The sequence below is a fragment of the Natronoarchaeum rubrum genome (assembly GCF_024494695.1).
This window is the reverse complement of record NZ_JANHDP010000005.1, coordinates 228,915-241,893: the sequence shown is the minus strand read 5'-3', so window position 1 is coordinate 241,893 and position 12,979 is coordinate 228,915. Positions and strand designations below refer to the sequence as shown.

General features: G+C 65.0%; 15 protein-coding genes. 8 read left to right on the top strand and 7 right to left on the bottom strand.

The window, feature by feature from the left end; genetic code table 11:
• Positions 1-56: 56 nt before the first annotated feature.
• The 3 genes from NO931_RS14695 to NO931_RS14685 form a co-directional block, all read right to left on the bottom strand.
• Positions 57-353: a DUF7344 domain-containing protein gene (locus tag NO931_RS14695; protein ID WP_256393108.1), complete on the bottom strand. Its 297-nt coding sequence runs from the start codon at positions 351-353 to the stop codon at positions 57-59.
• Between the two features lie 30 nt (positions 354-383).
• Positions 384-791, bottom strand: coding sequence for a HalOD1 output domain-containing protein (locus NO931_RS20765; RefSeq protein ID WP_256393107.1), 408 nt, complete (start codon positions 789-791; stop codon positions 384-386).
• 80 nt (positions 792-871) lie between these two features.
• The gene (locus NO931_RS14685; RefSeq protein WP_256393106.1) at positions 872-1,519 is read right to left on the bottom strand and encodes a helix-turn-helix domain-containing protein; all 648 of its coding nucleotides are present in this window, start codon (positions 1,517-1,519) and stop codon (positions 872-874) included.
• 217 nt (positions 1,520-1,736) lie between these two features.
• Between NO931_RS14685 and NO931_RS14680 the strand changes: the two genes are divergently transcribed.
• Entirely contained in the window at positions 1,737-1,946 is a 210-nt protein-coding gene (locus tag NO931_RS14680) for a pro-sigmaK processing inhibitor BofA family protein (protein WP_256393105.1), read from the top strand.
• Between the two features lie 106 nt (positions 1,947-2,052).
• A complete protein-coding gene (locus NO931_RS14675; RefSeq protein ID WP_256393104.1) occupies positions 2,053-4,080 on the top strand; it encodes a MutS-related protein in 2,028 nt (675 codons plus the stop codon).
• Positions 4,081-4,424: 344 nt separating this feature from the next.
• Here NO931_RS14675 and NO931_RS14670 read toward each other — a convergent pair whose 3' ends face one another.
• Together NO931_RS14670 and NO931_RS14665 are read right to left on the bottom strand one after the other, a co-directional pair.
• Positions 4,425-5,474 (bottom strand): RNA-guided endonuclease InsQ/TnpB family protein, encoded by a 1,050-nt coding sequence (locus NO931_RS14670; protein ID WP_256393103.1) that lies wholly within the window; start codon positions 5,472-5,474, stop codon positions 4,425-4,427.
• Between the two features lie 90 nt (positions 5,475-5,564).
• Entirely contained in the window at positions 5,565-5,885 is a 321-nt protein-coding gene (locus NO931_RS14665) for a hypothetical protein (protein WP_256393102.1), read from the bottom strand.
• Positions 5,886-6,034: 149 nt separating this feature from the next.
• Between NO931_RS14665 and NO931_RS14660 the strand changes: the two genes are divergently transcribed.
• The 6 genes from NO931_RS14660 (at position 6,035) to NO931_RS14635 (ending at position 9,665) form a co-directional block, all read left to right on the top strand.
• A complete protein-coding gene (locus NO931_RS14660; protein WP_256393101.1) occupies positions 6,035-6,202 on the top strand; it encodes a hypothetical protein in 168 nt (55 codons plus the stop codon).
• A gap of 94 nt (positions 6,203-6,296) precedes the next feature.
• A complete protein-coding gene (locus tag NO931_RS14655; protein ID WP_256393100.1) occupies positions 6,297-7,424 on the top strand; it encodes an ORC1-type DNA replication protein in 1,128 nt (375 codons plus the stop codon).
• A gap of 85 nt (positions 7,425-7,509) precedes the next feature.
• Entirely contained in the window at positions 7,510-7,755 is a 246-nt protein-coding gene (locus NO931_RS14650) for an AbrB/MazE/SpoVT family DNA-binding domain-containing protein (RefSeq protein WP_256393099.1), read from the top strand.
• The gene (locus tag NO931_RS14645) at positions 7,695-8,123 is read left to right on the top strand and encodes a PIN domain-containing protein (protein WP_375142071.1); all 429 of its coding nucleotides are present in this window, start codon (positions 7,695-7,697) and stop codon (positions 8,121-8,123) included. Before NO931_RS14650 ends, NO931_RS14645 begins: the two co-directional genes overlap by 61 nt.
• A gap of 105 nt (positions 8,124-8,228) precedes the next feature.
• Positions 8,229-9,050: a DUF4097 family beta strand repeat-containing protein gene (locus NO931_RS14640; RefSeq protein WP_256393098.1), complete on the top strand. Its 822-nt coding sequence runs from the start codon at positions 8,229-8,231 to the stop codon at positions 9,048-9,050.
• Positions 9,051-9,155: 105 nt separating this feature from the next.
• Positions 9,156-9,665: a universal stress protein gene (locus NO931_RS14635; protein ID WP_256393097.1), complete on the top strand. Its 510-nt coding sequence runs from the start codon at positions 9,156-9,158 to the stop codon at positions 9,663-9,665.
• Between the two features lie 78 nt (positions 9,666-9,743).
• On the opposite strand, the gene NO931_RS14630 is transcribed toward NO931_RS14635, so the two are convergent.
• Together NO931_RS14630 and uvrB are read right to left on the bottom strand one after the other, a co-directional pair.
• Positions 9,744-10,808, bottom strand: a complete 1,065-nt coding sequence (locus NO931_RS14630) for a M48 family metalloprotease (RefSeq protein ID WP_256393096.1) — start codon at positions 10,806-10,808, stop codon at positions 9,744-9,746.
• Positions 10,809-10,904: 96 nt separating this feature from the next.
• Positions 10,905-12,968 carry an excinuclease ABC subunit UvrB gene (gene uvrB / locus NO931_RS14625; RefSeq protein ID WP_256393095.1) on the bottom strand — a complete coding sequence of 688 codons (2,064 nt, stop codon included), beginning with the start codon at positions 12,966-12,968 and terminating at the stop codon, positions 10,905-10,907.
• Between the last annotated feature and the right edge of the window lie 11 nt (positions 12,969-12,979).

Below are 12,979 nucleotides of genomic sequence, written 5' to 3'. Positions count from 1 at the left end.
GATCGGGTACGAGGTTCTGAGGCGCGGAGGCAGGCCGTCTCGACGTCGCTGCGACGCTACCGTCGTTCCTCGACGCCGTAGAGGTACGGACGAATCGCCTCGAACAGCGGCCCGCGGATCACCTTGTCGGCCTGGCGATCGAATCGGACGAACCCCGCGGCCGCCAACTCGGGGAGGTGAACGTGGTGAAGTTCGTACACGAGCGAAACGTAGGCCTCCGAGTCGAGCGACTCATCATCCCGGAGGATCGGGTCGGCGTCCAGCCGATCGGTCTCCAGCAGCGCGGCCAGCACGCGCCACTTCTGGGAACCGAGTACAAGCGCCTCGCTACTCGGCAGTTCGTGGCTACTCACGGTCCTCCCTCCGAACGAGAACGGATACCGTCAGGAGTAGTCCCGTTCAACTTCGATTGTTCCATCGTCGAAGACCGTCACGTCGAATTCGTCGTAGTGGAAGGATGCACTGCCGCCGCCGTCCGACCGCCGGAACAGTTGATCGAGCGCGTCGACGTCCGTTGCGGACTGCAACGGTGGCAAGTCGAGGGGATCGCTGCGCTCCGCGGCAGAGATCACCGCGAGCACGGCCATGCTGGCCCGATCGCACGAGTCGTCGTAGCTCGCCCGGAACACCCCCTCCTCATTGCAGAACTCGATGGAGTCCATCGACGCAACCAGATCGGCACCAATCGAATCGTCCGGGCCGCCGGGATCGTCAGGACCGTCGAGAGGGCGTATACCGCGGGCGGCCTGCATCCGGACAGCCACAGTCCAACAGTTCTCGTCGTTAGTCACCATTAGCCAAAAAATAGGGCGCTACCCGCTTGACGCTGGTTTTTGCCTGGGCAATCCCTTTTTATACCCGTCGCGATCGCTCAGTCGTTCATGACGAGCGTGCTCGCGACGAGCCGTCGGGTGCCGCGCTGTAACCGCGACGAAACGGCCTGGTGAGAGATTCCGAGTTCGTCCGCGAGCTCGCGCTGGGTGGCCTCGCGCGGCGAGTCGAAGTAGCCGCGAGTGTACGCGAGCACCATCGCCCGCTGCTGGCCCTCGGTCAGGTCGTACTCGCGGTCCGACCGGAGCGACGACAGGGCGTGGAGCTCGGTGAGCTCGATCGGGATGTCGCGCTTCCGGCAGTACGTCTGGAACTCGGAGACGCCCTTCTGGTCGGCGCTCCGGACCTCGAACGTCCACCGGCTCTCGTCGCCGATCCCCGAGATCAGGGTGACGGGCGTGTCGACCATCGCGGTCAGGACGCTCTCGCGGGAGAGGTCCCACTCGATACGGAGGAAGATCTGGTCCTCGACTTCGTCGATGATCGTGGCGTCGCGCACCCCGGCGTCGTCCGCTAGATCGGTCTTGAATCCGTCGATCCCCTCGGCATGGATCCAGAAGTAGGGAATGACGGCATCGTCCGTCGGAACGACCCGATCAAGTTCGACGGTCGCGTCGGGCAGCTCCTCGAAGATGCCGCTCAGCGGGAACTCGGACTGGTCGATCGTGAACGACGCTTCGATCGCCATACGAACGATAGGTGCCCAGCAGTTGTGAACGGCCGGGGTCGACGCCGCGCCGCCCGATCCGAGCTAGCGCTCAGCGGGAGCGTACTGAGCGAGAAACACGATAGGAGACAATCAACCGTTCATTGTCGCGTCCAGCTGAAAATCTGTCGAGCGTCGACTCGCACCGTTCGGAGCGAAAGCGTCCCCTTACAAGGTACGCGGGGGCGAGAGCGTAATCATGGTATCCCTGAGACCGCTGTTGATCAACGCGATCGTCGGCCTCGTGATCCTGGTCGTGGCGAACGTTGCCGGACTAGCCGTCCAGATATCGCTCGCCACACTGCTGATCTGTACGATCGTCGGCGTTCCCGGGGCGATCCTCGTGGTGCTGCTCGCGCTGTTCGACGTCGCCTTCGCCGCGACTCTTATCCCGGTGCTGGCTGGGTAGGGCGCTGGTGGGCGAACAGCGCCCAAGAAGCCGCGTCGTGACCGCGATCCGAGCGGAGTTCCGACGGCGGGACCTTTTTCTCGCTCGCATCGAATGGGGCGAGTAGATGGAGTTCGAGTCGATCCCGGGCGTCGGAGCGAAGACCGCCGCGGCGCTGGCCGAGCTCGACGATCCGGAGCGGGCCTTAGAAACCGGCGACGTCGCCGCGCTGGCCGAGGCGCCGGGCGTCACGCAGGGCCGGGCGGCCCGCATCGCGCGCGGCGCGATCCGGCGCGAGCACGACGACGACGGCGACTTCCTCGCGACCGACCGGGCGCGCGAGGTGTACCGCGAAGTGCTGGGACTGCTCCAGGAGCGGACCGTCACGCGCTACGCCGAGGCGCGCCTGGAGACGTTCTACCCCTCCGGCGCGCGCTCGCGGATCGAGGAGGTCCGCGAGTTCGCCGCCGAGGCGGTCGAGCGCGAGGCCGACGCGGCTGCGATCGACGCGCTCGACGGCGTCGAACCGCTGTCGGAACCGCGGGACGTGACGGTGCGCGATCGCTGTCTCGCGACGACCGACGCCGAGCGCTACCGCGAGGCGACCGACGCGATGCCCGAGCTGAGCGTCGAGGTCGTCGAGGACGCCCGCGGGCTCGCGGAGCTCGCACGGGGGTACGCGACGGTGATCGCGATCGACGAGGCGTTCGCCGGCGTCGACGTGGAGGGCGACGTGCGCGTCGAGCCCGACGCGCTCGACAAGCCCGCCGAGATCGTCCCCGAGCGCGCGTTGGCATTTTTCGCCGAGAATCGCGATCGCATCCGGGCGGCGATCGACGTCCACCGCGCGTCCGATCTCGATCCCGACGCCGACCTCGACGCGCTGGAGAGTGCACTGGAGCGGCTGGACGCCGACGGCACGCCGGCCGGCGACGAGGAGCTCGAACGCTTGGAGCGGGCAGTCGACGACCTCGACGCCGCGGCGGGGACTTCGGAGGGCGTTGCCAACGACCGGCTCCGCGAATCGATCCGCGAGCAGGACGTCACCGTCGAAGGGTCGGACCTGCTCTCGCTGGTCGAGCAGGGCGCCGGCGTCGACTCCCTGCTCTCGCGCGAACTGGCCGACGAGTACGCCGCCGCGATCGACGCCGCCCGCGAGAACCTGATCGACGCGCTCGATCTCGACTCGGGCGAGGCCGAGATCGCTCGCCGAGCGTTCCCCGAGGAGCCGACGTTCCCCGTCGAGCGCGACGAGGACGTGATCTCGCGGCTGCGCGAGGAGCTACAGGCCGCCCGCGATCGGCGCGCGACCCGGCTCAAAAAGGAGCTCGCGCGGGATCTGGCCGATGAGCGCGAGACTGCCGAAGGGCTGGTCCGAGCCGCGCTGGAACTGGACGTCGAGCTCGCCGTCGCGCGGTTCGCCGCCGATTTCGACTGCGCGATGCCCGAACTCGTCGAGCGGGCCGCTGCGGATGGCGGAGCGAGCGCAGCCCACCAAGAGCGCGAGCGCACCGGCGGCGTCGCCATCGCGGGCGGGCGCTCGCCCCTGCTCGACGTGCCGATCGAGGAGGTCGATCCGGTCGACTACGAGGTCGGCGGCGTCGCCCTGCTGTCGGGCGTGAACAGCGGCGGGAAGACGTCGACGCTGGATCTCGTCGCGACGGTCGTGATCCTCACGCAGATGGGACTCCCCGTGCCCGCCGAGGACGCCCGGATCGCGCTCTTCGAGGATCTCCACTACCACGCCAAGACCCAGGGGACGCTGGATGCCGGGGCGTTCGAGAGCACTGTCCGGGAGTTCGCCGACCTCGCGACGGGTGGGGCGGGCAGCCTCGTCCTCGTGGACGAGTTAGAGAGCATCACCGAACCCGGCGCGAGCGCGAAGATCATCGCGGGCATCCTCGAAGCGCTCCACGAGAACGGCGCGACGGCGGTGTTCGTCTCCCACCTCGCCGGCGAGATCCGCGAGACCGCCGACTTCGCGGTGACCGTCGACGGCATCGAAGCCGAGGGGCTGGTCGACGGCGAGTTGCAGGTGAACCGCTCGCCGGTCAAGGACCACCTCGCGCGCTCGACGCCGGAGCTGATCGTCGAAAAGTTAGCGGGCGAGCACGACAGCGAGTTCTACGGCGAACTGCTCGAAAAGTTCGAGTAAGTGAGACTGTGACGGTTCGGCGTCGCCGCCGTCCTGCCGTGCACGGTTGACATCCTCCCGCGCCTAAAGACGCGGGAATCCACGAAGTGGATATTCGGGTTGCGCGTTTCCTCGGTTCTCAAGGACGCTTTCGCGTGGAACGTCGAAGGTCGCCACCGAGTTGTGACCAACGGTGTGCTTTGCAGCGCGTATAGCCCTGTCAATGGGGCCTTCCTCCCCGCATACAGCGGGCGTCAACGACGACTGGCTATTCAACCAGCGAGGTAGCACGGTTCGACTCGTCCGAAGGCTACGGAAATCAGAGATTTCCGTGCTCCCGAAAACGCCGAGCGTTTTCGGAGACGTTAGCCCGTGCATGGTTCACCCTCCCGTTGTGCAATATTCTCCGAAGCGTTTAGGTCGGCATGGCGTCCCCGGTTGCACTCTGAACATGAAAAGTGGTCGTCATCACGAGTTCCCATCGAACCACACGCCGAACACTCCTGACTGGTATGGTACGCATCGACCTTCTCGACGCGGAGTCCAGCGCGTTCGGCCTTGTACGTGATGAACTGTTGAAGTTGGTGGAAGTGCCACGAGTGGACGCCTGACCACGAACTGTTCTCGCGGATGCCTTCGAGGTCTTCCATCCGAATGACGGGATTCTCGAACTGTTCCGCGAACGTGATGAGACGACGGGAGAGTTTGTGATTCTGGTCTTTGATTCGACGCTGTTCTTTGTCACCCACGCGGTTGCGTGCGCGAAGCGCACCCGCTTCTGACAGCGACTCGCGTAGGGAACGATATTTGCGTCGAACGTACTTCGCCTCACTACCCGACACTAGCATTGACTCGTCTTCACCATAGGCCGTCGCAGCGAGGATGTGCCGTTCACCAATATCGACGCCGATGGGTGTTTCACCCGACGTGTCGGTGTCGTATTCGATATTGAACGTACAATACCAATCGTCTCCGCGACGGTACACTTGAAGTCGTGTTTTCTTTGCGTTACCTTCGACCAGTCGGTCTACGGGGTCGGCAATGTCGTCGTACACTTCTATCGGCGTGTACCACCACTGGGAGACACACGGGAAACCAACGACGACCGTGCCGTTCTCGGTCGTGTCGAGTTCCCAGTTCTGGTTGTTGACGGCGAACGGTTGGCTCTCTCGGTAGCGAACCTCTCCGTCCTTGCTGTGGTCGGATTTCGCCTCTCGAATGGCTTGGTTCTGGATGGCCGAGTAGAGGTCGTTGTCAATGCTGGCTGTGGTCACGGATTTGTCGAAGTCGCCGTTTTCCCATCCATCAATACAGAACTGCTTGGTGTCACGGTAGAGGCGAGTAGCGCGTTGCCACTCTTTACGCCGTGAGAGGGATGGGTTGTGGAACTTCGCGGTGACAGTCACCGTGACCATTACATTTGTAATTAGATAGGATCTCTTAAGTATGTGTTGGAATATCTGGCTGTGCTATTGTCGGTGGACTGTGTCACTGAGTAATAGAGTTCAATAGAACTTGTCTTCCCACCAGTCGTCGCGCTCCTCGTCCGAGTCGGTCGCGGACACCTCGCTCGCGTCGTCCGTCGCACCGACGCTTGCCGAGAGTGCTTTTCCGCGGGCCAGGCCGTGAGCGTACACCGCAGCGGTCGCGAGCGTCTCGTCGTCCTGCAGCGCGAACGAATCGGTGACGTCGTCCGGAACCGAATCGGGGGCGGTGACGCGATCGCCCGCCGCGTACTCGGCGGCCGCGCGAAGCGCCGCCGGATCCAGTTCGTCGAACCGTTCCCGCAGGAACGCCGGAAGCAAGTCGATAGACGCGGTTTCCATACGCTTGCGGTCGCAAGCCCGCGTATTTAATGTCACGAACGCGATTGTTTCCGAACGAAACGTCGGCGAACGATGGGGAGACGAACCGACCGACGCCGGCTCGCCGGGCCCGTCCGTTTTTGATCGCTGTCGTGGTAGCTTCACGTGTCATGCCCGAGCAGTTCCAGTGCCCCGAGGACGGCTGTGGCTTCGTCGCCCGGACCGACGAGTACGACGAGGCGATCGCGCGCGGGGGGCGTCACCTCGAACAGCAACACGACGAAGACGTCGACGAGTCGGACCTAGAGAAGTACGTCGCGTCCGTGTCGAGTACCTGATACGGCAGGTAGGGAGCGCCTACCGGCGATCAGTAGGGTCGTCAGACGCGTAGCTGCCGAAAGACTAAGTGCCTCGGGGAGCGTGGTGAAAGTAATGGCCGACGACCCCGAGGAGGGGATGCTGTCCTGGGACGAGTCGGTGTTCCGGGACGAGCACGTCTTCGAGATCGACTACGTCCCCGAGACGTTCAAGCACCGCGAGAGCCAGATGCGCAGTCTCAAGTACGCGCTGCGCCCGGCGGTGCGCGGGTCGCGGCCGCTCAACGCGATGGTACGCGGGCCGCCCGGCACCGGCAAGACCACCTCGGTCCAGAAGCTGTTCGGCGAGCTGGCCGCCCAGACCGACGTGGCGACGATCCGGGTGAACTGCCAGGTCAACGCGACGCGGTACTCGGTGTTCTCCCGGCTGTTCGAAGGCGTGTTCGACTACGAACCCCCGACCAGCGGCATCTCCTTCAAGAAGCTGTTCAACCAGATCACCGACCGGCTCGTCGAGGACGACGAGGTGCTCGTCGTGGCGCTCGACGACGTGAACTACTTGTTCTACGAGAACGAGGCCAGCGACACGCTCTACTCGCTCCTGCGCGCCCACGAGGAACACAGCGGCGCGAAGATCGGCGTGATCGTTATCTCATCGGACCCCGATCTCGACGTGATCGACGCGCTCGACAGCCGCGTCCAGAGCGTGTTCCGGCCGGAGGAAGTGTACTTCAACCGCTACGGCGAGGGCGAGATCGCCGACATCCTCGGCGAGCGCGTGAAACGCGGGTTCCACGACGGCGTCGTCTCGACCGACGTGCTGGACGAAGTCGCCGCGCTGACCGCCGAGAGCGGCGACCTGCGCGTCGGCATCGACCTGCTGCGCCGGGCGGGCCTGAACGCCGAGATGCGCGCGAGCCGCACCGTCAACGAACAGGACGTCGAGGACGCCTTCGAGAAGTCGAAGTTCGTCCACCTCTCGCGGAACCTCCAGAACCTCTCGGAGAGCGAGACCGAACTCGTCGAGGTGATCGCCGAGCACGACGGCGATCAGGCCGGCGACGTCTACGAGGTGTTCCACGAGCGCACCGAACTCGGCTACACCCGCTACTCCGAGATCGTCAACAAGCTGGAGAAGCTCGGCATCATCGACGCCGAGTACGCCGAGATCGAGGGGCGCGGGCGCTCGCGCGCGCTCACGCTGGAGTACGATCCCGAGGCCGTGCTGGATCGGCTGGAGTGATCGTGGGATTGTATCGCCGAGAGGGACCCCGGGAGTAGTGTGACGGTACACTACTCTTATTCCGTTGGGAAACTACGTTTCAGATATGAGCAGCGATCGCATCGATGCTGAAAGCAAAGTCTCCGGGAATCAAGCGAATATTCCGGCGCGGATCAGACGCGAACTCGGAATCGACGATGGAGATCAGCTTCGCTGGCAGATTGAATCTGATGGTAGCGTTCGCGTCAAAGTCATCCAGCAGCAAACAGGGACGTTCGCCGACTTCGAGGGATACGACGGCGACACGGCGACCGATGCGACCACCGACCACGATGCCTGGGGCGTTCAGTAGATGCCGCGCTGCCGATCCTTCGCGGGATAGACAGCGGAGAGCTTCCGGAAGCAGTTGTCCTGGACTACGTACTTGCAGAAACGCTCAACGGGCTCACAACTCGCGCCGGACACGATGCGGCTGTCGACTTCCTCAATCGGATCGAAGAAAATGCCCGCTTCCACGTGGACACGCTCACCGCCGATGCGTTCACTACAGGGAAAGCACTATTCAGGCAACAGAGTACATTCTCCCTCGTCGACGCGTGCATCGTCGCGTACATGCAAACCGAAGGGCTCGGATACCTCTATGCGTTCGACGACGACTTTGATGCAGCGGATGATGTCTATCGGCTTGACACGGCGACGGATCCCTACAACCCTCGGTAGGCTTCTGCTCGCAGAGATCGACGCCGATACAAATATCTTACCCGTACTTTCCGCCCGAGTAATCAGTTGCGTGGATTAAGGGGGACAGCCCGAAAACGTCGAAGTATGAACCACACGACGACGCGACGCCGGTTCCTGGCCGGCGCCGCCGCGGCAGGACTCGGCGCAATCGGCGGGTGCATCTCGCTGGGCGACCGCCAAGAGACCGAGGAGACCCACACGTTCGACGTCACCGGTCTCTCGGAGCTGACGATCCGGAACGGCGTCGGCGACGTGCGCGTCGCCGCCGAAGACCGATCGGACGTGAGAGTGCGCGCGATCAAGCGCGCCGGCAGCGAGGACCAGTTCGACGCGATCAGCCTGGTCGAGCAGCGTTCGGGCGGGACGCTCGCGCTCTCGGTCGACAACGAGATCGACAGCACGCTGTTCGGCTCGCCGCCGTCGATGGAGTTCGATATCGTCGTCCCGACGGACCTGCGCGTCGCCGAGATCAGGACCGACACCGGCGACCTCGAGGTCGAGGGGACCAGCGGTGCGCTGAACGTCGAGACTGACACCGGCGACGCCGTCGTCTCGGACGTCGAAGGAACCCTCAGAGCGACGACCGACACCGGCGACCTGACGATCCGGAACGCCGCGAGCGTCTCCGGCGTCACGACCGAGACCGGCGACGTCGAGATCGACGTGGCGGCGCTCGACGGCGACGCGCGGATCGAGACCGAGACCGGCGACGTCGACGCGGCGCTCGCGGCGGCGCTCGACGCCCGCGTTGTCGTCCGAACGGAGACGGGCGACGTCACGTCCAGCGGGCTGGATCTCTCGGAGTTGGAGAGCGGCGAGCACAGGCTGGAGGGGACGCTCGGCCAGGGAACCGCGCGGTTCACGATCGAGACGGAGACGGGCGACGTGACACTGTCGGGGCTGTAGTGAACGAGCGGTGAACCCGGCGGCGACCGCCGAATCCGACGCTCGCCTTCCAGCCACGTGAGAATAACCGATCGGCTAAGTATCGACTGTCGGTTACTCTCGAATATGACCCTGTTCGTCCCGTTCGACGGCTCGGAACTCGCCGAAGCGGCGCTCGTTCGCGCGACCGAGTTCGGGACCGTCTTCGACGAAGACGTGCTCGCCGTGAGCGTTATTCCGGAAGGCAACGCCGACTACGCCAGGGAGCGCGGGTGGATCGGAGCGGACGATGCGTTCGACAGGGAAGCCATCACAGCGCGGTTACACGAGCAGGTGACAGACCTCTCGCCGAGCGCCGATTTCGGACACGAAATCGTCGACAGGTACGCGCCGGCGGGGACGGTAGCGAACCGCCTGCGGGACACCGCGAGGAAGGAAGCGACGTCGATGGCGTTCATCGGGAGCGAGAACGCCGGACACGTGGTCACTACCTTCGGGAGCGTCGGCGGCAGCGTCGCAGCGGACGATGCCTACGACGTGGTCATCGTTCGACAGCGGAGGCCGGCCAAGATAGCCAAGCTACGGAACTCGTCTCCGCATCGGAGCCCGAAGTCGGACTTCTACCGTCCCAGATAACGCCACGGAACCGACGCAAAAACGCCGCTCGGAGACAGGTGCAATGCCATTCTCCGAACCGGCGGATATGACGGGGAATCAGGCTGCACCGAACCGTTCCTCGCCGGCGTCGGTCAGCCGCTCGACGCGCTCTTCCGTCGGGGGATGGGTCGCCGGGAAGATGTCGCGGCTGAGCAGCGCGTCATCGTCGCGCTCGAACAGTTCGGTTTCGAGCGGAGCGACGTACAGCGCCTCAATGCCGCCGTCCTCCAGTCGGAGGTCCTCGTCGGGCGCGACCCGCATCTCCTCGTCGATCGTCTCGAGCGCGCTGGCCAGCGCGAACGGATCGGTGAGCGCCGCCGCGCCGCGGTCGGCGGCGTACTCCCGGTAGCGCGAGAGGATCCGGTGCATCAGGTAGCTCGCGGCCCAGAACAGCGCCGAGATCAGGAGCGTCAGCAGCGACGTGACGAGGAAGACGGCGACGATGCCGAGGATCGCGGGCCCGGCGTCGTCGTCGACGTCGAAATCGGCGTGGAGAAGCGCGCGCGGTGAGTGGATCAACAGGAAGTAGGCCGCCGCGGCGACGGCGTAGGTCAGCGAGGGCAGCAGGTACGCGACGGTCATGAGCGCGCCGTCGCGGTTTTTGACGTGTGCGAGTTCGTGGGCGAGTACGGCGTCGAGCTCGTCGCCGTCGAGCGTGTCCAGCAAGCCCCGGGTGACGACGACGGTCGAGGACCGCGGCGAGCGACCGACGGCGAAAGCGTTGGGAACGTCGTCCTCGGGGACGATCGCGACGTCGGGCGCCGGCAGGTCGGCGCGCTGTGCGAGGCGCTCGACGCGGGCGTGCAGGTCGGGCTGGTCCTCGCGGTCGACCCGGCGCGCGCCGCTGGAGCGCAGTACGAACCGGTCGCCGAAGACGAACTGGGCAACCAGCCCGGCGACCAGCAACCCGGTGAGCGCGAAATACGAGAATCCGAGCCCGTTCGCTCCCGGCGCGTCGAGCCCGTCGGTGGGGACGCCGCTGACCCACTCGGCGTACAGCGTCGGGACGACTTCGAGGAACACCCAGTGCATCGCGAGGCCGAACGCGAACGGCAGGACGACGATCATGCCCAGCGCGATCGCCATGCGCAGCGTGAACCTCCTGTCGGCAGAGAGGGCCATGCGGGACGGATTCGTCACCAGTCACATCACTTTTACTATAGTTCTGCGGCGGAGCGAACGGTGGGGGAAAACGAATGTGACGCGGCGCTCGGGCGGTCAGAACTCCGGATCGGGCTCGGGCGCGACGCCCTCGTCGTCCGTGCCGCCCAGATCGAACTCCTCGCGCAACTCGCGCATCCGATCGCGGATGTCCGCCGCGAGCTCGAACTCCAGGTTGTTCGCGGCTTCCTGCATCTGTTCTTCGAGTTCCTCGATCCGGTGGGCGGCTTCCTCCTCGTCGCTGGGCCCCTCGCCGGCGACGCCGCTCGTGTCGGTCTCGGCGCCCGGGAGGTTCGTCTCGCCGATCTCCTTTTCGATCGTGGTCGCCTCGAACCCGTGCTCCTCGTTGTACTCCTGCTGGATCTTCCGGCGACGCTGGGTCTCGTCGATCGCGGCCTCCATCGCGTCGGTCATCTCGTCGGCGTACAGGACGACCTCGCCGTTGACGTTTCGCGCGGCGCGACCCATCGTCTGGACGAGCGTGGTTTCGGAGCGCAGGAATCCCTGCTGGTCGGCGTCGAGGATCGCGACGAGCGACACCTCCGGGATGTCCAGTCCCTCGCGCAGCAGGTTGATGCCGACGAGCACGTCGATCTCGCCCTTGCGGAGCGACCGGATCAACTCGTGGCGTTCGAGGGTGTCGGTCTCGTCGTGCATGTACGCGACGTCGACGCCGGCCTCCTCGAAGTACTCGGTGAGGTCCTCGGCCATGCGCTTGGTGAGGGTGGTGACGAGCGTGCGCTCGCCGCGCTCGATGCGCTCGTCGATCCGGCCCATGAGATTCTCGACCTGCCCGGTGGCTTCGGATACCTCGACTTTCGGGTCGACGAGGTGAGTAGGTCGGACGATCTGCTCGACGATCTGGGCGGAGCGCTCGCGCTCGTAGTCGCCGGGCGTCGCCGAGACGTACAGCGACTTCCCGGCTTTCTCCTCGAACTCCTCGAACGTGAGCGGCCGGTTGTCGTACGCCGTGGGAAGCCGGAAGCCGTTCTCGACCAGCGAGTCCTTTCGGGACTTGTCGCCCGCGAACTGGCCCTTGATCTGGGGGATCGTCTGGTGGGACTCGTCGATAACAGTGAGAAAGTCGTCGGGGAAGTAGTCCATCAGCGTGTAGGGTGCATCGCCCGACTCCCGGTTCGCGAGATAGACCGAGTAGTTCTCGATGCCCGAGCAGTAGCCCGCTTCGCGCATCATCTCCAGGTCGAACGTGGTGCGTTCCTCGATGCGCTGGGCGGCGAGCATGTCGCCCTTGCGCTCGAAGTAGTCGATCCGATCTTCGAGGTCGGACTCGATCATCTCGATGGCGTCCTGCAGGGTGTCGTCCTCGACGGAGTAGTGCTCCGCGGGGTGGAGCAGGACGGCGGGCTCTTCGCTTTTGACCTCACCGTGCATCGGATCGACCTTCGTCATGCGGTCGATCTCGTCGCCCCAGAGCTCGACGCGGACGGCGTAGCGGCCGTACATCGGGTAGATCTCGACGGTGTCGCCCCGAACGCGGAACGTGCCCTGCGTGAAGTCGACGTCGTTGCGCTCGTAGTTCAGATCGACCAGCCGCGAGAGCAGTTCGTCGCGATCGATCTGCTGGCCGTCTTCGAGCCGAAGGCTCATGGCCTCGTAGTTCGCCGGATCGCCCAGCCCGTAGATCGCCGAGACCGAGGCGACGACGATCACGTCGTCTCTGGTGAGCAGCGAGCGCGTCGCGGAGTGGCGCAGCTTGTCGATCTCGTCGTTGATCGAGGCGTCCTTGTCGATGTACGTGTCGGTCTGCTCGACGTACGCCTCGGGCTGGTAGTAGTCGTAGTAGGAGACGAAGTACTCGACGGCGTTGTCCGGGAAGAGATTCTTGAACTCCTCGTAGAGCTGGGCGGCCAGCGTCTTGTTGTGGGCGATGACCAGTGTCGGCGTCTGAATCTCCTCGATCACCCACGAGACAGTGTTGGTCTTGCCCGACCCGGTCACCCCCAGCAGCGTCTGTTCGTCGGCGCCGTTCCGGTAGCCCTCGGCGAGTTGCTCGATGGCGTCGGGCTGGTCCCCCGCGGGATCGAAGGGCGCCTCGACTCGAAACGGGCGTTCCTGTTCCGGCTGGTCCGGCGACAGCGGCCCGGAGTTGGCGTCGCTCATCTGCGCTTCCG